This is a genomic window from uncultured Acetobacteroides sp. (assembly GCF_963667355.2).
Taxonomy (GTDB): Bacteria; Bacteroidota; Bacteroidia; order Bacteroidales; family ZOR0009; genus Acetobacteroides.
In genome coordinates this window covers 3,732,541-3,756,480 of sequence record NZ_OY763328.2, presented here as the reverse complement: position 1 = coordinate 3,756,480, position 23,940 = coordinate 3,732,541, and the positions used below count along the sequence as shown (strand labels likewise).

Here is a 23,940-nt window from a genome sequence, read left to right as displayed (position 1 = left end):
GTCCATTTAGTTATTAACAAAGAAATGAACATCCCTCAGAAGTATATCGTAATCCACCCATTTGGCCACCACAACCTGCTTATCTCCATCGAAAACGACATAAAGCTTATCGCGGTCGTACTTAAGCGGACGCCCATAGGCATCGTAATCGTCGCCAATAGGCATTAGATATAGCTTAAAGACTTCGGTTTTACCATCAACCGACGAGATGGTAATCATCGCCTCGGGCTCGGAAAGCACCAAGGTACGCAACTCAAAGTCGTTCATTTTAAGCAGCTGCTTAAACCCAAGCTCACCATAAAGGGAGAGGTAGAAATCGATCTGCTCTGCGCTAAGGTCCGAGACCTCCTGCTGCTTATAAATATCGTAGAGGTGGAAGTTGCCATCAGTCCCCCTAAACAGTTTGAAGCTGCACTGGGGCTTAGCCATATTGTCTACCATAATGGATACGATATCGCTAGGCATAAGCGAGAGCAGCAAGTTCTGGTGCCAATCAACAGGATCGGCCGAAAGTGTTGATGCAGGGCTGTAGTTGGAACCAGGGATCTGAAGCAGATACATCTTCGTTTTGCCATCTAGTACACCAATTGTTCCAATGTTGGAGTTTGGGAACTCCGCAACGGTAAACTTGGTTGCCACCACTCCGTTGGCTTCAGCCGTAATGGTGTACCCCTCCTCGTCTAGCGCTTTGGCAGCAACGACTTGCACCTTTCGGGGCAGCGGCATCTTTACCTCAACATTTTCGAGGAAGTAGAGCAACCGCTGAATCATCATTGGCCTTACCTCGCCCTTACCGTTTACCACCCAAACGCCCTTGTGTTTTTCGAGAACAACGGTAGCCGTATCCTTTTCGATTACGATACGCGTAAGCGCCTTCGCATCCTTAACCGCAAAATTCTTAGAACTGTTAATGATATCGGTGTAGTAGTAAACCGACAATAAGGAAACTACCACCATTACTACTGCACTTGCTATCCAGACTATCTTTTTCGACATGAATGAGTGTAAAAAGTATTCTATCTATGCTATCTCCTATCGTGCATACTTGCGCTTACGCAGCCAGATAAACACAATGCTAAAGGCAACCAGCAACAGCAGCGGTATTGCCGTATTGATGAACACCCACATGGTACGCTGGGTGTAGATCTTATTCTTATCGAGCATGCGCACCACAAGCTCGCGGTTGCGGATCTGCATTAGCCCGGTGTCGTCGTTTAGGTAGCTAATGGCGTTAAGCAGGAAGTCCTTGTTGCCAAACTGCTGGTTCATGTACTTATCGAAGCCAAGCGGATAGGGCATAACGCCACTAGCACTGCGCTGCACATCGTTACGAATAATATCGCCATCGGCAACTACCACCATCTTGGTAGGCTTGCTCCTATTTACCAAGGGCTTTCCATCGCCAACAACGCCGGGAATCATCCGGTTCTGAAACGCCGATGCGAATTGCCCCTCGAGCAGCATAGCCACCGGAGCCCACGCACGGTTGAAATCGCCGGGCTTAAACTTACGGGTAACCTGCGCAAGGCTTACCATAACGGGAGCCTGAATCTCGCGGGCATACTGCGAGGTGCTAAGCAGCACCGTCTTCTTTATGTTATGCCCTACCCCAACGGTATCTATACTCGAAGGATACTTGGAGTATACCACATTAAGGTTTTTGGTGATGATGTTATCGTTAGGTGCGTTGAGCAGCGGATAGTAGTACCAAGGCGATGGCACAAACTGAGGCTGCGCCCCAGGTACAGCCATATTCACGGGGATGAGCACGCTTTGTGCATCCTGCAACACCGTTGGGTTGATGCGCACGCCATACTTAAAGAGCTGGTCGTCGAGGTTGTGCTCGTTCACAAGCCCAAAGGTAACCTCACCCGAGGCTAGGCTATCGTCGTTGACGGTAATGGCATCAATAAACCAGGCAACCTTGCCTCCATGCATGATGTACTGGTCGAGTACCAGCTTATCAGCCTCGCTCCACTTCTTAAGCGGTTTGGCAATGATTGCGGTGGAGAAGCCATCGAGCGCCCCCATGCGTCCGCGAATGGATATCGAGTCGATGTTGAAGCGCTCCGAAAGCAGCTGAAGGGCACCCTGCGCATGCATGGCATCCAGCTCGTCGTGCCCCTGAATGAAGGCAATCTTGGGGAGCTCCTTCTTCATAATCATGTCGATTGCCGACACGAGGTTGTACTCCAGATTCTGCGCACCAATATTAATGGACTCCTCGGGGGTAACCCTAGAGTTGCTCGTCAGCAGATTAATCCCTATCTCGTAGCCGTTGTAGCTAACAATAGCGCCGGGGAATAGGGTTCGCTGGTTTATGCCACCCTCGGCATTCTTCTCCTGAACGTTTACCGGACGAAGCCCCTTCTTATATAGATCTTCGTAGAGGGCATTCTGCTTCTTTCCGCTTTCGGCGGCAGGGTTAACGAACTCGTACTGCACGTTGCCGCCGCTGTAGGCTGCAAACTCGTCGAGCATCTCCTTAACGGAGCGCTTCATCTTCTTAAAGGCAATGGGCATATCGCCATCGAGGTACACCTTAACGTATACCACATCCTTTACCCCCTTAAGCTTATCCTTGGTTACCTGCGAGAGCGTAAAGCGCTTGTCGGAGGTAAGGTCGAGGCGGAAGAATAGGAACGATGCCGCCACGTTAACAACCAGTACGGCGCCTAGGAATAGGGCAAGCGTCTTAAGCGACTTGGCTTTTTGCCCGCTTGGCTTTTTGAATATCTTCTTTATGATCTCCATGGCTCCTTCCCTATTTCCAGTTTCGTGATTGTATCTTAAGCATCGTGGCGTAGATGAACACCGCAATGGCGCTAACAAAGTAGATGAGATCGCGCGAGTCGATCACCCCCTTGCTCATCGACTTGTAGTGCTCGTTGATCCCCAAGCTTACGATAAAGCTGTCAGCCGATTTTAGGAAGGGGAACGAAGCCAGCGAATCGAAGCCGATGTACATAAACAGGCAGAGCACTGCCGCCAGAATAAACGACACGATTTGGTTGTCGGTAAGCGACGATGAGAATACGCCTATAGCAGCGTACACCGCAGCCAAGAAGAACAGCCCAATAAACGATCCCCACATGGCTCCCATATCGACATTGCCAACGGGGTTAGCCAGCAGGTACACCGAAAGAAGGTAGATAAGCGTTGGGATAAGCGCCATGAGCACCAGCACTACCGCGCCAAGAAACTTTCCCCCGACCAGTTGCAGGTCGGTAAGCGGACGGGTAAGCAGCAGCTCCACCGTTCCTGTTTTCTTCTCCTCGGCAAACGAGCGCATGGTGGCGGCAGGAACAAGTAGCAGAAATACCCAAGGGGCTATAAAGAATAGCGTATCGAGCGAGGCCAACCCGCCATCGATAACGTTGTACTCGCCGGGCGAGATCCACATAAACCAGCTGGTGATGACCAGGAATATACCTACGGCCACGTATCCGGTAATGGTAGAGAAAAACGTGCTAATCTCTTTAAAAAGAATACTACGCATTACTTTTAAATATTTTGCCTACAAAAGTAGCATCTTATCGCTATACGATGGGGCATTATCTTTTAATAATGGATAAAAAGTAGGCCAGCAAAGGGCACAAGCATCCCCTATCCACGAGTAGGCGCTACCGCTTTACGCCATTAGGCTCGTTACCGCTACCGGCAACCTCCTCGGGAATTGCCGGCGTTGAGCATCTGGCCAGTTTAACTTCGCCTGCATCGGGAACCACGTCGAAGATGAGGTAAGCCGTAGCACCTACACGAGCTACGCGGGTGGCAACATCCCGCTTACCCTGTGTGACCTTGGCCGAAGGCCAGCCCTGAGGCATGGGACGCCGCAAGGTTATCGGGTAGCAGTAGATGGAATCGGGAAGGGTGTCGGTAACCTGCAGCTTAATGGCCTTCTTTGATGCCGATATCTCGGAGACCTTGACGGCATCGCGCTCCTTGCTGTACAGCGTGGCGTTGGCAAATGTGGTCACCCAAAACGTACCCTTACGCTCGCTCAGATACGCCAGGCTCCTGCGCAGCTCGGCCGATGCGATGGGCGAGTATCCCCCATCGTTATCGACACCGTGTAGGAGAAAGACGCACCAGCCATTGGCGGCAGCGGCCTTATCGAAGTTCACCTTAAAATCGTCGAACACCTTAACGCCGGCAAGGCTACCGCAGGGCACCGAGCTGACGTTTAGGTACGACCCCGGTGTCTTGGGCTCTATGAAGCCCTGGCATCCGCGAGCCGAGATGTACCGCTGCCGGCATACGCTATCGATGCCGGGAGCACAAAACGGGTAGGCAATGGTTAGGCATCGGATGCCCGATATATGGCTTTCGATTGTGCTTTTTGAATTCTGCAGCTCTACAATTTGCTGCTGAAGCGGAATGTTCGCCAGGTTGGGATGCGAAACCGTATGGCTGGCCACCTCGTGCCCGTTGGCGGCAACTGCCTGTAGCTCGGTCCAGCTGGTAACCCAGCTGGAAACCATAAACAGGGTGGCCTTAAAGCCAAACTCGTCGAACATGGGGATGGCCACCTTAAATTGGTTGGGGCAGCCATCGTCGAAGGTGTAGCTGATGGCGGCCTGCCTAAAGCTGGGCCAGGTAGCCACCTCGTATGGTGGCTGAGCATTCTGCGAAAGGGCTGTTTGGCTAAGCATCACCAAAGCAGCGAAGGTAAGGAGTAATCTTTTCATGATACGATTGCGTCTATTTAAGCTGGTTGCCTGCGGCCAGCGGATCTCTTCATTTCTGCCCACAAAAATGCGAACAAAATGCGGTCTTCCAAGCACACCTCAACAATTGGGGAGGGATATCGCTTTTAAAAAAACATCGATCATGATGGAGGTAGACGTAAAGGAATCAACAAGTCGTAGCACAAAGCGTATCCCCTTTGGAGGCAGGGCTGTTAAGTTCTGCTTATTTCTTCTTGTCATTCCGGCGCAGGCCGGAATCTCCTAAGAATTTGCACTAACGTTTCCCTATTAGATCGGCTTCTGCTAACCATCAGGAGATCCCGTGCCGAGCACGGGATGACAGCGCTGATTAACAATATCAGAACTTAACAGCCCTGCCCTTTGGAGGGGGAAGGGGGAGGAAAATAGACGTTAGGGGTAAAAACTTGATGCCAATGATAGCTATACACTTCTAAAAATCCACCCCCTACCCCCCCCGGCGGGGGATATCCTTCGAATATAGAGTAGTGTAAATCCTAAAGGCGAAATCCCTGAACAATTGGGCGGCTGGATGAAGTTCTCGCTATATAGGGGGGGGCGAAGCAACCTCTCAAGGTTCTGAAGAGGCTGCTCGGGCAGGAAATTGGGCTTATCAACATTTTCACTTCACGTAGCATTCCGCCCCCTCCCGCCTAAGCGGAAGGGATAAGCAGCGTCAATCGACCACTGGTGCTTAGCAGCTATCCATCCTACAAAGCCGAATTCTTCGCATTCGCTTCGGGCGAGGGCTACCGCTTCGTCCGCTCGAGGATGAAGCGCTCCACCTCCTCCATCTGCTCCAGCGGCAGGTTTTCCACCAGCGTAACCAGCCCAATGGCGGCGTCCTTGCGGCGGATGGCGTGCAGCGCGTGGCTGATGGGCATGTCGCTGTCGTCCTTGGAGGGGGTCCACTCCAGCAGGTCGTTGGGCGTGCAGTTGAGCCGCTTGCACAGGAACTCCAGGTCGTCGAACTCGACGGTGCTCTTCTTGTCGTTAATCAGGTTGAAGGCCTTGGTGCGCTTGTAGCCCAGCTTGCGCATGTAGGCGGTGGCATCGTCGATGCCCTTTAGTTTGAATACCCGCTGTAGGTTTAGCGTTAGCATAGCGTCGTATTTTTGAATGGTTTACGCCTCCTAATTTAGCGCTTATTCCGGCTGCAGGTGCTGCCAGACCCCCAAGTTCTTGCAAATTCCGACAATAATGGGCGCTCCGCTAGCCGAAATCACCGCTCGCGGCAGCGCCCAGCCGCCATTTAGCGCCCTCGCTGTCTTGCACCAAAGCTCCAAGTCGACTAGACAAGACGCTACAACTTACACCAAGGCTCCAAGTTGACTTGACAAGCCGCTCCGTCCTACATCGAGGCTCCAAGTCACCTTTATGAAGCATACAATCCCACTCTAAGGCTACAAGTAACCTTCTTAAGGCCGCACACATTACGCTGAAGCAACCAACCACCTTGGCAAGGCCAATCATCTTGTCTTGCAGCATTAAAACCGCACGGTAATTCACCCTCCTTATCGGCAAGCCTCCTGGCCCACTTGCGGGTTTACCATGCGAGTTGCATGTGACCATAAGTAACAATTACGTGTACATGAAACCCCTGCCGCTCGGCAGGGCTGTTAAGTTCTGATGTTATTAATCAGCGCTGTCATCCCGTGCTTGCCACGGGATCTCCTAATGGTTAGCAGAAGCCTATCTAATAGGAAAAAACCAGTGCAAATTCTTAGGAGATTCCGGCCTGCGCCGGAATGACAAGAAGAAATAAGCAGAACTTAACAGCCCTGCCGCCGCTCGGTGGGGCAAAGCAAAAAATCAGGAGAAAATTATCCGATACGGCCCGCTAAGGCTCGTCGCAGCCTAGGTTTTTCGTTTTTATGAAGAGTCTCATAAACTCGCGCGTTCGTCGGTTGTAGTCAAACTTCTCCTCCGAGCGCTCAATGTGGACTAGAGCACGGTTCCACCACCCGAACGTGGTAATGTAAACCCGCGCGTAGGCCATCCAGCTGTCCGAGCTGCGCTGCGCATCAAACTCCGCCCACAACCGCTCGGGGCAGCAGTTTTTTGCGGCCTGCATGGCCACCACGCTGCGCCAGCCGGCCAGCAGGCTATCGCCACCCGCCACTAGGGCATCCACATGCTTGTGCAAACAGGTATCCTGGTAAAACCACTGCTTAAGGAGGCTTGGGTTGGTGTACCCCTGCATGGCAACCCTCGACAGCTGGTAAAGCTGGTTGAGCTCGGCAACCTTCGATTGCCGTAAGCTGGTCCAGTACGCCGCCTTGGGCAAATCGAGCGACACCAGCCGCTTAAGCGCTTGGAGGTACTCCTGGTCGAGCGCCTCAATGCTCAGCTTATCGATATCGCTCGGCTTAAACACCGATGGCGTATGGCTTAGCATCAAGCCTGTGTTGTACGATAGCCAGTAGCAATCGTTCATCTGCTGGGCGGTGTACTTACGGGTGTCGTAGGTGCCGGCATACTCGCACAGCACGTCACTCCACTTATACACCGCCCGTTGGGCAAAGGTGCCAGTCGCCGATAGGGCCAATAGCATTACCAGCACGCCCCTCATGGCCCTACTCCTACTCCTGTTCCTGTTCGTCTCAATCATTCTGAAGCGCATATAGCAGTTGCTTGTAGCTGGTATTTTAGTAGTACTTGCCAATTCCGCCAAATCCTGTAATCAACTTACCATCCCTTGTTTTGCGGATAAAATTCGAAAGCCGCTTCTCAAATTCGTCTGGTCGGTTTCGTGCAGCCTCAATGTAGCCAATACGAATCCGCTTGTAGGGATCGGAAAACCGCTGATAGTTATCCCAAACCATGCTATCCTGCTGCAATCGGCCAATAATATCCCGAGGAAAAACAAACTCCTCGCGTACAGCTGCCTCAATATCCGGCTTTACCTTAGGATGAATTAGGCCTCGGTCCAAAAGCCACCGTAGCCTCTCCTTATTTGCCTGAGAGTAGTAGTTCTTGTTCTTCCGTGGCAGAAACCACTGGATCTTATGCTTGCTATCGAGACTTTTTACGGTGCTATCAATCCAACCAAAGCAGAGGGCCTCTTCGACGGCATCGTTGTAGAGCAGGCACGGCTTAGCTGTCGACTTATTCGGAAAGACAAGCCACACCTCGGGCTCCGCTTCAAAATGCTCCTCCAACCATTCTCGCCACTCCGCGCGGTTGCTAACGTACAATGTTTTTATGCTGTCTTGCCCCTTCATTTTATCTAATCATCCTTATAGTCTGTGCAGCTCAGCGTTGGCGCTTATCAAGAGGCTTACTTGCTTGCTGCCATCCCCTACTCTGCCTTAATAGCAACAGTAACGGCGTCCATTCCCGGGGTGCTTACGGTAAGGTTGATATCGCCCCCCTCATGGGTGCTGCGTACCACCACCAGCGCACGCCCATGCCACGCCTTGCGCGATGTTCCTACGTATGGGTCAACATCCTTAATGTCGGCATTACCAACGCCGACGATTACACCAGGGCCAGAGATGCTAAAGTGCAGCAGGTTGTTGGCGTTGGGCTGAAACACCCCATCTTTATCGGTTAGCTCGATGGTTACAAAAGATAGATCCTGCCCATCGGCCGCTATGCTCGTGCGATCGGCCTTTAGCGTAAACTTCGATGCGCTATCGGCGGTTTTCAGAATAGATGTTTCCACCTCGCTGCCGTTGCTAACCCCTACGGCCTTTAGCTGGCCAGCCGCATAGGGTACGCTAAATGTGGCCTTAAACTGCTGCTCTTGGCCGGTGGCCTGTTCGCCAATAAGCCTATCGTTCAGGTAAAGGCGCACCTTGGGGTACTTCGAGTAAACCTCAACTTGTATATTTTTTCCTTCGAAGCCAGGCCAAGTCCAGCTCTCCCAGGTTGGCCATACGGCCCACATGGTTTCCTTAATCTCCAAAGGCTCGGGGGCAGGCTCACGAACGGCCATGTAGAGCTTCTCCGTGCCGTTGTACAGCATGCTGCGGTAGTGCGATATTGGTTTTCGCCACCCGGTTAGGTCGATATCGCCGCAGTAGGCACCGTGCCAGGGGAAAAGCTCCCGCTCCCAGTGCTCGCCAGGCGCATCGCCAGAGTAGAACCAGCGGCCAATGCCCGATTCGCCCAGATAGTCGAGGGCCGTCCACACAAAATCGCCAACCACGTAGCTGTTATTCTGCACCAGCTGCCAGTTTGCAAAGGCATCGCGGGGGTACGACTCGGTTTGGACAATAACCCGCGAGGGAACCCTTTGGTGATCGGAGGCTGCCCTATGCAGCTGGTAGTTGTAGCCGCACACATCGTGGGCCGCCATCAGCGGATCGAACACATCCCAGTCGCTATCCCAGGTGGTCATGGCCGAGGTTACCGGGCGAGTTGGATCGGCCTTGCGTACCGCACCCGCCAGCTGCTTGGCAATAACCACCGCTTCGGGGCTCTTGCGCTCGATGACCTCGTTACCGATGCTCCACATGATGATGGAGGGATGGTTGCGGTCGCGCAGCACCATTGCGTCGATGTCGCGCTGCCACCAATCACCGAATAGCACGGAGTAGTCGTAGGGGTTCTTCTGCGCCTTCCATCCGTCAAAGGCCTCGTCGATTACCATCAGCCCCAGCTTATCGCACATGTTTAGGAATGCCTCGGAAGGTATGTTGTGCGAGGTGCGTACCGCGTTAAATCCGGCGTCCTTAAGCAGCTGCACGCGGCGCTCCTCTGCCCGATCAAAGGCAGCAGCGCCCAGGCAACCGTTATCGTGGTGCACGCAGCCGCCGTTCAGCTTCACCGTTTTTCCGTTGAGCTGAAACCCGTTTTCGGGGGTGAACTTTATGGAACGCACGCCAAACGATACCTGCGCTTCGTCCATCATCACCTTTTTACCAACCACCTGCAGCTGGGCCTTGTAGAGATGGGGCGCATCGGGACTCCACAGCTGCGGCTTAGCCATGCGAATGGCCTGTACCACCTCCTGCTCGCTATTAGCGGCCAGCACTACCGACGCTTGGCCTCGGCCCACCGCCCTGTTGGCGGCATCCAGCAGCTGTACGTTGACAACAACCGCCTGCGGCTGCGCAGTTTCGTTCTTCACGCGTGCCCGCACCTGCGCTGTGGCCTCCTTGGCCGACACCTGAGGCGTTGTAACGGCCACACCCCAGTGGGCTACGTGCACCAGATGGGTAACCATCATCCACACGTGGCGGTAAATACCCGAGCCGCTATACCAGCGGCAGTTCTTTTGCTTAGAGTTGTCGACCCTAACGGAGATCACGTTCTCCTTGCCGAGCTCGAGATACGGCGTTAGGTTATAGCTGAACGACGAGTAGCCGTAGGGGTACACCCCCAACGACTTGCCGTTAACGAATACCTCAGAATTCATGTAAACCCCTTCGAAGTAGATGGAGATGCTTTTGCCCTTCCAATCGGTGGGCGCCATAAAGGTTTTTCGGTACCACCCGATACCTGCTGGTAGGTAACCGCCATCGCGCCCCATCGGGTTGTGGGGGCTTAGCTTCCCTTCGATGCTCCAGTCGTGCGGAAGGTCGAGCGTTCGCCAGCGGCCATCGTCGAACTGCCGCTGGCTGGCGGCCGATGTATCGCCTAAGTAGAACTTCCAGCCGCTGTCGAAGAGCTGCTTACGTTGGTTATTGGCCTGCGCATGGGCTACCGGCTCGGCACCTAGCAGAAAGGCGACCGCCAGCAGTAGTACACTCGATACCTTTAGCATATTCCTTCGTTTGATTATGGCGGGAAATTAGCGCATTTTTTCGATGCGATGCAACAGGGCATCAGGCTTTCAGAGGGAATATGCCGTAGAATGGGATCAGCGGTCAGCCAAGATACTGTAGGCTTTTTTTGGGAGCGCAGGCGATGCCTGCGCTTTTGGTTGTTACAGCCTATGGCTTAACAGAAGCATCCGCCCCCCCACCTCACCTCCTATTCGCAAAGATGCTACCAAGCTCCCTGACAAATTCCTTTTCCCACTTCAGACGCTCGTGCCCTCCGTTATAGACTATGGCCGTGTAACTGTACTTCTCCTTTTTAAGCTTCTTTAGCAGCGCCAAGTACTTATCAAAAGCAAAATCCTCGTTGCTGCCATAGGCAATATGCAGCGTTGGCGAAACACCAGACCTCCACCTTATGCTTTTTACCTCCTCGCCTAAGGGCGAAAAGCAGATAAGCTCCGAGAAGAGTTCGGGATGCAGCTTGCTCAGCGTGATCCCAAAGCCAGCCCCGTTGGAGACACCGTAAAAGAATCGGCTGCCCCGCTCCTTCGAAATCGAGTAGCGCGCTTCGATATACGGAATCAGCTCCTTCGTAAAAAAGCCAATATGGTTCACGAGCAAATCCTTCAGCTTTGGATCTGCCGATTTCAGTGTCTCCACGTACTCATAATTTCTGTAAGATAAGTTAACAGGTACAGGCTTATCATTCGAGTAAGCACCTGCTAGAATAACGGGCGGAATGATTTTTCGGTCGATCATCGAATCGAGCAGCGCCCTATAGTGGCCATCGGCAATTATTTGCCCGTCGGTGGCAAATACGACCGGATACTGAACCGAATCGGAATAATCTTTCGGGAGGTAAATGCAGATGACGCGGGGTTCGTTCATGTAGCGGCTTTGTAGGGTATCGATAAGGAACTTCGATCCACCCTTAATGCCTTGCGCGTTGCCAGCCGATGCGAGTAGCGCAGTAGCGGCCAGTAGTAATAGGAACTTCAATTTTTTCATAGTATAGTGCTTGTAGAATTTTCGGATTTTAGCGGCATAAAGATAATTCGCTAAGCGTAGATGTGCTCTTGTCTGGCAAAGATTGTTGCCTTCGTCAACGCTATCGTGCAGTATAGGCTGCAGTATAAATTCGGCTGCGACTATAACTTCAGCCAAACATGACTGATACAAAACTTGCCAACCCTCTAAAATTCATATCCTAATATAAGGCGTTGTTAGCTGCCGCCTTATTCTGTGTTGCTATGCCTTCTTCCGATTTTAAGAAGCCTCCACAAGTACACTTCTTATTAAACATCAAGTCCATGATGATAAGCAACGACCATTTGTCGCCAAATACATCAAGTGAGCAACTTAAATGGGCCGTCAGATCTTTTTTCAGCTGTAGCCATAAAACAACCCAACAAACCGCTTGCATTTTAAAAGTTGTTTCTATATTTGCACTTGCAAAAAGCAAGCAAATTTATTGGGCTATTTCAATAAGGCCAAAACAAAAAAGAAGAAAGACATGAAAAAGGTATTTGAACCGATTAAGCTAGCAGGAATCGTATTTCCGAATCGAATTATCAGATCGGCAACTTATGAAGGCATGAGCGATAAAGATGGCAAACCGACAGAACAGCTGCTAAAAAAATACACTGCACTGGCTAAAGGAGGTGTTGGTGGAATTATTACTGGCTTTATTGGAGTGAATCAGCAAGGGATGAGTACGGGCTATTACATGTCGCAGATTAATAATGCCGAGAGTGCAAAAGGTTATAAAGTAATAACCGGAAAAATGCATGAGCTGGGAACTCCCATTATTGCACAACTCAATCACTGTGGCGGTCAGACAAAAGAAGAAGCTACAGGTATGCCAGCTATAGCACCTTCGAAAATAGCAGACTATAAGGCCAGAGAAATGACTAAAGCTGAGATTTTAGAAGTAATAGAAGCATTTGTTCAAGGAATAAAAAAGGCAAAAGAGGTGGGGTTTGATGGCGTGCAAATTCATATGGCACATGGATACCTACTTTCAGAATTCGTATCACCCAGAATGAACAGAAGAACAGATGAGTGGGGCGGAAGTACGGAAAACAGATTCAGAATTGTTAAAACGATATATGAAAAAGCCAGAAAAGAAGTAGGCAACTATCCGATAATTGTAAAAATGAACGGCTATGAAACATTGAAAAATGGGATGACCATTGAGGAGGCGGTAAAAATTGCCAAGCTACTAGAGCAGGCAGGGTGCGATGGGATTGAAGTATCTAACGGAACAGTAAAAGCGGGACTGGCGACAATGCGAGGGAGTGTGCCCTGGGAAATGATGGTGGCACAAAATAAGAGGTTGAACAAAATGCCAAAATTCATAAAAAGATTAATTGGGATAGCTGCAACGAAAACGTTTCCGCAACCTCAACCCAAGAGCTTATACAATTTAGATGCCGCATCATCGATCAAGCAAGCGGTAAATATTCCGGTGATTGTGGTAGGCGGTATAACGAACTTAGCTGACATAGAAGACATCATTAATACTGAAAAATGTGATGCCGTTTCCATGTCACGACCATTTATAATGGAATCGGACCTAGTAAACAAGTTCAAAGCGGGAAAGCAGACGCAGTCTAAATGCATTCAGTGCAATTTCTGCATAATTGGCTCCGAAAATGGGCCGCTTAGATGTTACTATGGAAAGCTGCCGGCAAGGCTGTCTTAGCGCTTTCCGTACAATCATGTTTAACATTCGCTAATACAAGTAACAATGGAGCTAAAAGGAAAAACCGTACTGATTACAGGAGGTACCGCAGGCATAGGGCTGGAGGCCGCAAAGCAGTTCCTAGCGGCCGGATCAAAAGTGATAATCACAGGCAGAGACCAACTAAAGCTGGACAGAGCCCAGAAGCTGCACCCCGAGCTGATTGCCATAAAAAGTGACGTGGCAAATGAAGAAGATGCCAAATCGCTTTACAACCAAATTAAGACGCTTGGGGGAATTGATATTTTATACAACAACGCTGGTGTCTTAAGCATATCAGCGAATATGGGAGCGCCAAGCGACAGACATTTAACAGAGGCGGAATATGAGATGAGCATCAACTATTTCGGAGTCATCCGTCTTAACAATCTTTTCATGGACATCTTGGCATCAAGGAAAGAAGGTGCAATTATCAACACAACGTCACTTCTTGCCTATGTCCCTTCAGCAGCTGAAGCAACATATTCCGCATCTAAAGTGGCCCTGCGCTTTTACACCGAAACGCTTAGAAAACATCTTGAGCTACTTAACAGCAACGTAAAAGTGTTTGAGCTTTTACCTCCCGTAGTTAATACTGAAATGGCGACCTCTAGGAACGACATGAAGATTACCCCTGATAAGCTGGTAAAAGCGCTTATTGCAGGTCTTTCGAAGAATCAATTTACCATCCGGGTTGGCAATACGAAGCTGCTATACATTGTCAATCGGCTTTTCCCTAAAGTGGCCTTTGGCCTAGTCAACTCAGCGAAAAGCTTAAACCACCTACGACCTAATTCCCAATAATTTCTATCCCGGGTCTGCCTGATCCTGATTTCGTGAAAGAGATTAAGGTGATTTGCTTTTTGAGATTAGTCCTGAAGGGCTTGAGTGCTGGCATTAGAAAAAGAGGCAAACGGCTTGGCGTAAACTTTACAGGTCCTATAACAAATAGGGTAGGTAATCGTGATGAGCTAGCCCTTTTCTCAGAGAAGCTATTCAACCCCTTGGGGGTTGTTCCCATCTTCCAACCTAATTCCCCGAGTTTTCACTCGGGGCTATTAATGTTAAAGCCCTTTCGGGCTTCAAATCGTAGTGATGCTAGGTCGATGTTATACTAATGCGGAGTATTATCGCATAAGGGTGGCTAAGCTACAATCCGAAAGGATTAAATTCTAATAGCCCCGCATGCAATGCGGGGAAACAACGTCCAGCATAATCACAACCTCAGTGCAGTTGAATAGCGAGCTGTAAAGAGGACATTGCCCACCTAATACGTCATAGAGCCTATCCCTCCAGCATGCCGGCCCAAGGCACCACGCCCTCCAGCATCGGCATATGCTTGTTAACTTTTTTTTCTATTTTTTTTGTGAGATAAAAATCATTTCATACTTTAGGAGCCACGTTACCATATAAGTATAGCCAAATGATAGCCTCCGCACAACCTACAATTTTACGACCAACAAATCGGCTTCCCCTTCAGCCTTCGGAGGGGGCGAACGCCTCCCCCAAGCGGTCAGAGGCAAAAAACAAAGCGTCGAACCCGTTCCAAGAGCTGTCAAAGGCAGAAAATGAAGCGTCGCACCCGTTCCAAGAGCTGTCACAGGCGGAAAACGAAGCGTCACACTCGCTCCAAAGGTTGTCAAAGGCAGAAAACGAAGCGTCACACCCGTTCCAAAGGTTGTCACATGACAGAAAGGCAGCGTCACACCTCATCCAACGCCTGTCACAGCTGAAAAACGAAGTGTCACAACCGTTCCAAAGACTGTCACATGACAGAAAGGCAGCGTCACACCTCATCCAAAGCCTGTCACAGCTGAAAAACGAACCGTCACACCCCGAAAATAAAAATTCTCAGGCGAAAAATGGATCGTCGCACCCGACCCAAAGCCCATCGCATGACAGAAAGGCAGCGTCACACCTCATCCAAGGCCTGTCGCAGCTGAAAAAGGAGGTGTCGCACCTCATCCAACGCTGGCTACGCGGCTCCCCCACCCCGTCGAACTAACCTGCTCGGGCTACAGCCGTAGCCGGGCGCACTATAACCCGATGGCCCGCAACTTAGCTCCCGGAACCATCATAACAAACCTACACAAACTGAATCATTATGAACAAAAGGATTGCAAACATCGCGCGCATGCTGCGTACAACGGCCGACGTGCTGAACCAGAACAAGGACAAGTGGGCCACCCTTGCGGTGCTGGCCACCACGGTACCCGGCTTCCTGGAGCTGGTGGAAAAGATAGACCCCGCCATGCTGGAGTCGGAGAAGGAGATATCGGCCCCATCGGCTGACAAGGAGACCATTCGCGAAGGCCTCGAGGAGGAGACCTTTCTGCTGGCCATGGCGCTACGCTCGCTGGGCAACTTCGAGAAGAACACGACCCTCACCGAGGCAACCTCGTTCTCGGAGTCGAACCTGAAGAACATGATGGAGGATACGCTGGTGACCACGGCCAAGAAGGTTATTGGGTTGGGCAAGGAGAACGTGAAGAAGCTGGCCGGCTACGGCATCGTAGAGGCCGACCTCACCAGGCACGAGGAGATGATTGCCCAGTTCTCGACCATCCAAACCATCCCCCGGAGCAAGCTGGTAGACCGCAAGGCCGCCAAGGAGGCGCTGGTAGAGGTGGTGGATGCGGCCAAGGAGCGGCTCACCGAGCAGATAGACCTGCAGATGGAGCTCCTGCGCCGCCGCGAGCCCGCATTCTACAGCGCCTACCAGTCGGCCCGCAAGATCGTGGATATCGGCATCCGCCACGAGAAGAAGGATCCGAAAAAGGCGGAAGCCCCCAATACGGACGAAGCAGCCAAGTAGCCCACTGCCAAGGATAGCGCAAACACGCTACTGAACGGACACGGATAAAAGGAGGCTGGATGCAGCCTCCTTGGCATAAAACCCAACAAAGCAAACCGCAAATTTCACCAACAAAACTAGAATTAGCTATGAATAAATTTGGACTAGCACTCTTCTGCGCCGCCGCCACAACTAGCCTTTTCTCCTCGCACGCCCAAGCTCAAGTAAAAGCAGGCAGCAACTATGGATCATTCTCCGACAGGTCGCAGCTCCTCCCCCGCAACGATGGAACCTCCCCAAGCGAAATGGTCGCCGACGTGGAGGGATCGCAGTACCTTTCCGACGCCTGGACCACAAGCCGCATCACCATGAACAACGGGAGCATAATCGACTCCATCGACCTCCGCCTAAACGTGTATAAAAACGAGATGCACTACCGCGAAAAAGGCGTCGAATACACCATTGGAGCCCCAAAAAACATAAAGGAGATAGCGATGGGCAGCAGGAAGTTCGTCAGCTACCCGCTAAAGGCCGAAGATGCCATCTCGTTCAGCTACTTCGAAGTTTTAGCAGAAGGCAATACGTCGCTGCTGGTTCAGTACTACATAAAAGTAATCGACCCTACGTACAACAACCCCCTAGATTACGGCGTAAAAAAGGGCCAGATAAACCTCTGCGAGCGATACTTTATAAAAACAGGCAGCACCATTATCGAAATCGATAAAAAGGGCAAAAGTATTTTCGATAGCCTCCGCGACAAAGGCGATCTTCTAAAAAAGCACATCAAGGCAGAAGATCTTTCGTTTAAGAAAAAGGAGGATCTGGTAAAGATCGTAACCTACATAAATTCGATGAACTAGGAGCACTGCAACCATCCTTAACCAAGGATAGCACTGCTTATACAACTACCCGCCAATCCAACCGTATTACAAGTGGTTATACAAAGAAGGTAATAAGAATAGGGGGCTGCGTTGAAAGATGATGTTTCTTGTATTCATTGTTTTTAATCCAGGCCGTTTTAAAAGGTCTTTCAATGCAGCCTTTCTTGTTGCTCCTTGAATTCAAAAAAATGCGAAAGCTGCACATCCAGCCAACCTCCCCTTTGGCGAATATGCAGCTTTCTTATAAGCCCTAGAAGCACGTTCGAGGGCTTTTTTATTGTCTGTTACAGGTCAGCACGAAGGCTTCTCCCCGTTGAGAATAGCATTCTTCTAGCTTCCGAACGGCTTCTTGCCATTAGAAATTAGACAATCAGCTCGAACAGGTGCGGATTATCGTTCAGGTACTCGCCAAAGTAGCCGGCCTTGGTCATGCGCTCGAGCAACGGCTCAAAGTCGGCAGGATCCTTCAGTTCGACCCCCACCACCGCAGGCCCCTTCTCGCGGTTGGTTTTCTTGACATACTGGAAGTGGGTGATATCATCGTTAGGCCCAATAATGCTATCGACAAAATACCGTAACGCCCCCGCACGCTGGGGAAATCGCACAACAAAGTAGTGCTTTATCCCCTCGTGCAGCAGCGAGCGCTCCTTGATCTCCTCCATGCGGGTGATGTCGTTGTTGCTCCCGCTAAGGATGCACACCACGTTCTTCCCGACGATTTCGGGAGCAAGGTAGTCGAGCGCAGCAACCGAAAGCGCCCCAGCAGGCTCCACCACAATGGCATCGTCGTTGTAGAGCGACAGCATGGTGGTGCACACCTTGCCCTCGGGCACGCTTATCACCCGATGAACCCCTTCGCGGCAGATGGCGAAGGGTAAATCGCCAATACGCTTTACGGCCGCTCCATCCACAAACGTCTCTATCTCATCGAGCATGACAGGCATCTTTGCCTCCATCGCCCGTTGGAGCGAGGGGGCCCCTTCGGGCTCAACGCCAACAACCTTAACGCTAGGGTGCAGCTGCTGCATCACCCCAATAATCCCAGAGATTAGCCCTCCACCACCAACGGGAACAACGATGTAGTCGATGCTCTCGCTGCACTCCTCGAAGATTTCGAGGCCAATGGTGGCCTGCCCCTCAATCACCTTCGGATCGTCGAAGGGATGGATGAACTGCGACTGATGCTCCTCGCAGAAGGCCACGGCGGCAGCCAAGCTATCGTCGAAGGTATCGCCAACGATGCGTACATCCACAAACTCGCCGCCAAACATCTTCACCTTTTTCACCTTCTGCTTGGGCGTTGGCTCGGGCATAAAGATGGTACCCTTAACCTTTAGCGCGCTGCACGAGTAGGCAACGCCTTGGGCATGATTCCCCGCGCTGGCGCATACCACGCCATTGACAAGATCATCGCTGCTCAGGCTCACAATTTTGTTGTAGGCACCACGAAGCTTGTACGAGCGAACAGGCTGCAAATCCTCTCTCTTCAAAAGGATATTGGCGCTATACCGCTTCGAAAGCTGCATGTTGGGCACAAGGGGGGTAAGAACGGCAACCCCCGAAAGCCGCTTCTTTGCCTGCAATACATCCTCGATATTTGGAACCCAAGTAAGGGTTGGAGCTGCTGTCATAATTTGTTATTAGCGATTGATACTATCGATCCTAATGTAAAGCGTAAAGTTCCCCAGAATACAGACCCGCATAAGTAGCGGCACCAAATCCCCTCCCAAGGAGGGGATTGCGCGCAACATATAGGTGAGCGTATATTTCTGAAACTTCGGCCTCAAGAATCCTTTTCTTATGCCATTACCCCTACGAATTCTCAGGACGAAGGCCTCTAACCGTTTTACCAGCCTGCCAAAGTTCGCTTTCACGGATTTCTTTCAGCTCCTTCGCCAACGATTCGCGGTAGTCGGGACGGCGTCCCGCTTCAATTGCAATGGTAGCCTCCTTACCATCCTTCACGCTCTGGTAAAGATCTTCGAAAACAGGAAGCGTTGCTTCGCGGAACTTATGGCGCCAGTCTAGCGCACCACGCTGAGCGGTAACCGAGCAGTTGGCGTACATCCAGTCCATCCCATTTTCGCCAATAAGCGGCATAAGGCTCTGGCTTAGCTCCTCAACGGTTTCGTTAAATGCTTCGGATGGAGTGTGCCCCTTAGCACGAAGTACCGAATACTGAGCTTCGATAATTCCGGCAATAGCCCCCATAAGCACGCCACGCTCACCGGTAAGATCGGAGTATACCTCGCGCCTAAAGTCGGTTTCGAAAAGATATCCCGAGCCAACACCAACACCGTAGGCAATAACCTTATCGTACGCCTTTCCGGTAGCATTCTGGTAGATGGCGTAGCTGGAGTTCAACCCCTTTCCCTGCTGGAACAGACGACGAAGCGATGTTCCCGACCCCTTTGGGGCTACAAGAACGACATCAACATCGGCTGGAGGAACGATACCCGTTTGGTCGTTAAAGGTGATACCGAAACCGTGAGAGAAACCTAGCGTCTTTCCTGCGGTGAGATGCTTCTTAACGGTAGGCCAACCATCAATCTGACCGCCATCGGAAAGAAGGAATTGAATAAACGTAGCCCTCTTGCAGGCCTCATCGATGTCGAACAGATTTTTTCCGGGAACCCAACCATCGGCAACAGCCTTAGTCCAGCTGCCCGACTCCTTACGCTGCCCTACAATTACGTTGAAGCCGTTATCGCGAAGGTTCAACGCCTGTCCTGGTCCTTGAACACCATAGCCAAGAACGGCGATGGTTTCGTTCTTTAATACGTCTAACGCCTTTTCTAAAGGAAACTCTGCGCGGGTTACTACATTTTCTTCAACTCCGCCGAAATTAAGTAATGCCATTTTATGCTCTTATTAAGTTGTTTCTAAAAAATATGGGTTAAGCCACATTTACGTGGACTATTCTACTTGTGCGATGGCTCTTTAAAGGTACATCGGCCATACTATGATAGGCAAGCTGCGCTTCAAGAATGTCTACAGCACGTTTTACCTGTAGCAGTAGCCTTGCGGCTTCATCCCTTTCGGCCCGGAAAACAATTCTGTAGAGGTACCCTCCGGGCTGATCTTGCGATTGAACGCTAACAACATCAACCTGCCTCCGGCTGAACATCATCAACACCTTCGTCAGCAGGCTTACATGCTCAGCCGAATGGATTACCATTTCAAAATGCTCTTTCATATGCTAAAATTTATCTGATTATCGCCTTTACCTTAATCTCACCTCGTCTACCGCACATCCTGCAGGAACCATCGGAAAAACGTTATCCTCCTTTGCAACCTGCACCTCTAGGAAGTATGGTCCATTATGCTCCAGCATCTTCTTCACGGCATCTTCCATCTCGTGCTGCTCGGTGACCTTTTGGTAGGGGATTCCGTACCCCTGAGATATAAGCCCAAAGTCGGGATTAGACATCTCTACAAACGAATACCTACGCTCGAAGAACAGCTCCTGCCACTGGCGAACCATTCCAAGGAAGTTGTTATTCAAGAGCACAATCTTTACGGGTATGTTCTCTGTTGATATGGTTCCCAACTCCTGAATCTTCATTTGCAGGCCACCATCGCCAACCATCAAGATGGTAGTACGATTAGGTGCACCCAAAGCGGCACCCAAAGATGCGGGAAGACCAAAGCCCATTGTTCCCAATCCACCCGACGAAACCAAGCTGCGCCTTTTTGCAAACGGGAAATAGCGCGATGTTACCATTTGATGCTGTCCAACGTCGGTCACCACAACGGCATCACCATTTGTAGCTTCGCCAATGGTTCTAACGGCCATCCCCATGGTTATCCCCTGTTTAGGGTAGAGCTGTCCATCAATAACCTGATGCTTTTCCTCCTCCATAAAGCTGGTAAACCTCGCGCTCCAATCCTTAAAGCTTCGCATCGTAACCTTTTCGGTCAACGCCAAAAGCGCCTCTTTAGCATCAGCATGTATTGGAGCATCGCAACGAATAACCTTTCCAAGTTCGGCCTCGTCAACATCGATATGCACCACCTTAGCATCCTTTGCGTAGCGGCTCAAATCGCCCGTCACGCGATCGTCGAAGCGCATTCCAACGGCCAAAAGCAGGTCGCACTCGTTGGTAAGCATATTTGGGCCGTAGTTGCCATGCATCCCCAGCATGCCTACGTATTGCGGATGGTTGGTAGGGAAAGCCGATAGGCCTAAAAGCGTTGCAGCAACAGGAAATCCGCTCTTTTCGGCAAATTTCAACAGTTCATCTTCCGCTTTCGACAGGGTAACACCCTGCCCCACCAAGATTAAAGGTTTAGAACAAGAGTTCAACAGCTTTGCTGCCTCATTAACCTGAAACATGTTAAGAGCAGGCTTTACCTTTACCCCCTTCGACATGTCACACTTGCTATATTGGAAGAGCGATTTCCCAAACTGGAGGTCTTTGGGCACATCAACAAGCACTGGTCCTGGACGACCGCTGCGCGCAATATAAAAGGCACGAGCGATAACCTCGGGGATCGACTCCACATCCTTAACTTGAACGCTCCACTTGGTAATGGGGAGCGATATGTTTACGATGTCTATTTCCTGAAATGCATCGGTGCCCAGCAGCTTACCGCCAACCTGACCCGTTATGCATACAACCGGAGTACTATCCATATAGGCATCAGCAATGCCCGTAATCAGGTTGGTAGCACCTGGGCCCGATGTTGCCATTGCAACACCTACCTTTCCGGAACTTCGAGCGTAGCCCTGCGCGGCATGAATGGCCCCTTGCTCATGACGTACAAGGATATGCCTTAACAGATGCTGGTAGTCGTAAAGAGCATCATAGGTTGGCATGATACCTCCACCGGGATAACCAAACATGACGCTCACCCCCTCGCAAATCAACGACCGAACTATTGCCTCGGCACCAGTAATTGGCTGCTCGCTTCTAAAAAGTTGCTCTCTTGTATTGTTGCTCATGCCTTCCATCATCCTTTAATGCTCTTTTATACGCTTCAAACTCGAAATTGTCACCTTGCTAGATCCACGAAAAACATTAAAAAAAAATCCTGTCTCGTTGTGGTGAGACAGGATTTCGTATTGTTATACTACGTACCAGCCTCACCCATTTGGTAGAATGACGATAATAATGACCACGAGCACGAGAATAATTCGACCTACTAGAGGTAGGTGAATTACGTTCCGTAGAAGACCCAATGTGTTTTTACGCTCTTTCATTTTTGCTCGTATTATCGCCGTTTCCTAAACTAATGATCAAAAAAAAACCTTCGCGGTAGTCCGGAAGGTTCATTTGAATTTTTCTAATTCTACATACAACCTCCGGACTGTGACTTTGCGACCACAATGACATCGAGAAGAATAATATGTAGGTTGAAATTCCGCATGAACCGTTTTCCTTGTTTGTACGGTTGCAAGGTAGAAATCATTTTTTCCAAAACAAACCTTGCACAACGAGATTGTTACCAGCATTCCGGCCTCGCAGGCAAAATAAGCAATCAAAGCACTGATAGTATAGGCCTTGCACCACGTTACAATCTAAAGCTAAAGTATTATTTATAACAGAAACAAGTACTGATTAACGCTCATTTTTAGAATCTGCCCGTTGCTAATCATTTGAAAATAAAAGCATCCATTTGCATCCAATTAAATCAAGAAAGCAACCGCTCCAGAAATAATATCAAACTAATACTTTCGAATTAACAATATCTATTAACCCGCTCAGAGCGGAAAACTTCCCCTTACAAAAAGCCTTTTTCCCTCCCGAAAAGGGATCAAAACGTCAAAAAAGTTCGAGGTCCCAACTTTTATCCCATTTTCGACCCACAATTACCGCCCTCAAAAGGGTAAAATTTGTCGATATGCTATCTTCGCGGCAGCAAATTTAAAATCCACCATGCAGTTTAGCCTTCGCAGCAACATCATCAACCTGTACGTAGTTAAAATATCGAAGTGGTTTATGCTTATTATGCCCATTGTGGTACTCTTCTACAATGCGCATGGGCTTAGCATGCACGAGGTATTCATCCTTCAGGCGATATATTCGGTATCCATTGTTGCATGGGAGATTCCGTCGGGGTACGTTGCCGATGTGATTGGCAGACGAAAATCGATGATTATTGGTGCTGTGCTAGGGTTTGCAGGCTATCTGATTTATAGCTTCACCTACGGATTCGTGGGGTTTATGGTTGCAGAGATCATTCTTGGTGTAGGCCAAAGCATGATTTCGGGAGCCGATTCGGCTTTGCTCTACGACTCGCTTATCCATGCCGATAGGGAGGATGAGTATAACAGGTACGAAGGGCTAACCACCTCGCTAGGCAACTTTGCCGAGGCTTTCGGAGGTATCGCTGGTGGTTTACTTGCCGTGCTCTCGGTTCGATATCCCTACTACGCTCAGGCCTTTGTTGCCTTTTGGGCCATTCCTGCTTCGTTTTTGCTGGTGGAGCCACCGCTCAAAGCGGAACGACCAAAGCTTAACTGGAGCGACATCTTTGTAATCGTGAAAGAGACGCTCCACAGCAACCCAAAGCAGAAGTGGAACACGCTATTCTCGTCGTTCACGGGGGCATCTACCCTTACGATGGCATGGATTGCCCAACCCTACTTTAAGGGAGCCCATCTCCCCGTTGAGTGGTTTGGCATTGTTTGGACCATCCTAAACCTGGTGGTGGGCATCAGCTCGGCATACGCCTTTAGGGTGGAGAAAAAGTTTGGTCCCATTGCAACGGTTACCGGTTTTACCGTACTGCTGAGCCTATCGTACATCTTCCTCGGCATGAAGGTTTGGCTTCCGGGATTGGCTTTCCTCCTGCTCTTCTACGTTGCCCGCGGCATTGCCACCCCTACGCTTAAGGATTACGTTAACCGCATTACCGAGTCGAGCGTGAGGGCTACGGTACTCTCCATCCGCAACTTTACCATCCGCATCATCTTTGCCGTTATGGGCCCAATCTATGGCTGGTGCATCGACCTATACGGGCTGCAAGCCGCGCTATTCCTTGCTGGAGCCCTCTACTCCATCTTCAACTTTACCACGCTGTTCTACTTTATTAAGTACCGAACGTTCGAGTAATCCAGACGCAAGTATCAAGATACAAGACTTATTTTACGCCCTCATCAAATAAGGAGTTAAACGAA

General features: G+C 50.4%; 19 protein-coding genes. 6 read left to right on the top strand and 13 right to left on the bottom strand.

Annotated features, from left to right (window positions below):
* Positions 1 to 6: 6 nt before the first annotated feature.
* The 4 genes from ACHZA1_RS15500 to ACHZA1_RS15485 form a co-directional block, all read right to left on the bottom strand.
* On the bottom strand, positions 7 to 996 hold the full coding sequence (locus ACHZA1_RS15500) for a hypothetical protein (protein ID WP_320052770.1): 990 nt from the start codon (positions 994 to 996) through the stop codon (positions 7 to 9).
* Positions 997 to 1,032: 36 nt separating this feature from the next.
* Positions 1,033 to 2,754, bottom strand: coding sequence for a gliding motility-associated ABC transporter substrate-binding protein GldG (gene gldG, locus ACHZA1_RS15495; protein WP_320052769.1), 1,722 nt, complete (start codon positions 2,752 to 2,754; stop codon positions 1,033 to 1,035).
* Between the two features lie 10 nt (positions 2,755 to 2,764).
* Positions 2,765 to 3,499, bottom strand: coding sequence for a gliding motility-associated ABC transporter permease subunit GldF (gene gldF, locus ACHZA1_RS15490; RefSeq protein ID WP_320052768.1), 735 nt, complete (start codon positions 3,497 to 3,499; stop codon positions 2,765 to 2,767).
* A gap of 124 nt (positions 3,500 to 3,623) precedes the next feature.
* Positions 3,624 to 4,691 carry a polysaccharide deacetylase family protein gene (locus ACHZA1_RS15485; protein WP_320052767.1) on the bottom strand — a complete coding sequence of 356 codons (1,068 nt, stop codon included), beginning with the start codon at positions 4,689 to 4,691 and terminating at the stop codon, positions 3,624 to 3,626.
* A 142-nt stretch (positions 4,692 to 4,833) separates the two neighbouring features.
* Between ACHZA1_RS15485 and ACHZA1_RS15480 the strand changes: the two genes are divergently transcribed.
* Positions 4,834 to 4,956: a hypothetical protein gene (locus ACHZA1_RS15480; RefSeq protein ID WP_320052766.1), complete on the top strand. Its 123-nt coding sequence runs from the start codon at positions 4,834 to 4,836 to the stop codon at positions 4,954 to 4,956.
* A gap of 502 nt (positions 4,957 to 5,458) precedes the next feature.
* Here the strand turns inward: ACHZA1_RS15480 and ACHZA1_RS15475 are convergent.
* From ACHZA1_RS15475 to ACHZA1_RS15455, 5 genes are all read right to left on the bottom strand, one after another.
* Positions 5,459 to 5,812 (bottom strand): helix-turn-helix transcriptional regulator, encoded by a 354-nt coding sequence (locus ACHZA1_RS15475; RefSeq protein ID WP_320052765.1) that lies wholly within the window; start codon positions 5,810 to 5,812, stop codon positions 5,459 to 5,461.
* 737 nt (positions 5,813 to 6,549) lie between these two features.
* Positions 6,550 to 7,320, bottom strand: coding sequence for a hypothetical protein (locus ACHZA1_RS15470; protein ID WP_320052764.1), 771 nt, complete (start codon positions 7,318 to 7,320; stop codon positions 6,550 to 6,552).
* 37 nt (positions 7,321 to 7,357) lie between these two features.
* Positions 7,358 to 7,933, bottom strand: a complete 576-nt coding sequence (locus ACHZA1_RS15465; protein WP_320052763.1) for a YdeI/OmpD-associated family protein — start codon at positions 7,931 to 7,933, stop codon at positions 7,358 to 7,360.
* A 77-nt stretch (positions 7,934 to 8,010) separates the two neighbouring features.
* Positions 8,011 to 10,422, bottom strand: coding sequence for a sugar-binding domain-containing protein (locus tag ACHZA1_RS15460; RefSeq protein WP_320052762.1), 2,412 nt, complete (start codon positions 10,420 to 10,422; stop codon positions 8,011 to 8,013).
* A 202-nt stretch (positions 10,423 to 10,624) separates the two neighbouring features.
* Positions 10,625 to 11,428, bottom strand: coding sequence for an alpha/beta hydrolase-fold protein (locus tag ACHZA1_RS15455; RefSeq protein ID WP_320052761.1), 804 nt, complete (start codon positions 11,426 to 11,428; stop codon positions 10,625 to 10,627).
* A gap of 505 nt (positions 11,429 to 11,933) precedes the next feature.
* Here ACHZA1_RS15455 and ACHZA1_RS15450 point away from each other — a divergent pair.
* From ACHZA1_RS15450 to ACHZA1_RS15435, 4 genes are all read left to right on the top strand, one after another.
* The gene (locus ACHZA1_RS15450) at positions 11,934 to 13,124 is read left to right on the top strand and encodes an NADH:flavin oxidoreductase (protein ID WP_320052759.1); all 1,191 of its coding nucleotides are present in this window, start codon (positions 11,934 to 11,936) and stop codon (positions 13,122 to 13,124) included.
* Between the two features lie 45 nt (positions 13,125 to 13,169).
* The gene (locus tag ACHZA1_RS15445; RefSeq protein ID WP_320052758.1) at positions 13,170 to 13,946 is read left to right on the top strand and encodes an SDR family NAD(P)-dependent oxidoreductase; all 777 of its coding nucleotides are present in this window, start codon (positions 13,170 to 13,172) and stop codon (positions 13,944 to 13,946) included.
* 1,300 nt (positions 13,947 to 15,246) lie between these two features.
* A complete protein-coding gene (locus ACHZA1_RS15440) occupies positions 15,247 to 15,957 on the top strand; it encodes a hypothetical protein (protein ID WP_320052757.1) in 711 nt (236 codons plus the stop codon).
* A 128-nt stretch (positions 15,958 to 16,085) separates the two neighbouring features.
* Positions 16,086 to 16,796: a hypothetical protein gene (locus tag ACHZA1_RS15435; RefSeq protein ID WP_320052756.1), complete on the top strand. Its 711-nt coding sequence runs from the start codon at positions 16,086 to 16,088 to the stop codon at positions 16,794 to 16,796.
* Between the two features lie 383 nt (positions 16,797 to 17,179).
* On the opposite strand, the gene ilvA is transcribed toward ACHZA1_RS15435, so the two are convergent.
* From ilvA to ilvB, 4 genes are all read right to left on the bottom strand, one after another.
* Positions 17,180 to 18,448, bottom strand: a complete 1,269-nt coding sequence (ilvA, locus tag ACHZA1_RS15430) for a threonine ammonia-lyase IlvA (RefSeq protein WP_320052755.1) — start codon at positions 18,446 to 18,448, stop codon at positions 17,180 to 17,182.
* A 181-nt stretch (positions 18,449 to 18,629) separates the two neighbouring features.
* The gene (ilvC, locus tag ACHZA1_RS15425; protein WP_320052754.1) at positions 18,630 to 19,676 is read right to left on the bottom strand and encodes a ketol-acid reductoisomerase; all 1,047 of its coding nucleotides are present in this window, start codon (positions 19,674 to 19,676) and stop codon (positions 18,630 to 18,632) included.
* 37 nt (positions 19,677 to 19,713) lie between these two features.
* Positions 19,714 to 20,013, bottom strand: coding sequence for a hypothetical protein (locus ACHZA1_RS15420; protein WP_320052753.1), 300 nt, complete (start codon positions 20,011 to 20,013; stop codon positions 19,714 to 19,716).
* Between the two features lie 27 nt (positions 20,014 to 20,040).
* Positions 20,041 to 21,762, bottom strand: coding sequence for a biosynthetic-type acetolactate synthase large subunit (ilvB, locus tag ACHZA1_RS15415; protein ID WP_320052752.1), 1,722 nt, complete (start codon positions 21,760 to 21,762; stop codon positions 20,041 to 20,043).
* A gap of 934 nt (positions 21,763 to 22,696) precedes the next feature.
* Here ilvB and ACHZA1_RS15410 point away from each other — a divergent pair.
* On the top strand, positions 22,697 to 23,875 hold the full coding sequence (locus ACHZA1_RS15410; protein WP_320052751.1) for an MFS transporter: 1,179 nt from the start codon (positions 22,697 to 22,699) through the stop codon (positions 23,873 to 23,875).
* The last annotated feature ends 65 nt before the right edge of the window (positions 23,876 to 23,940 follow it).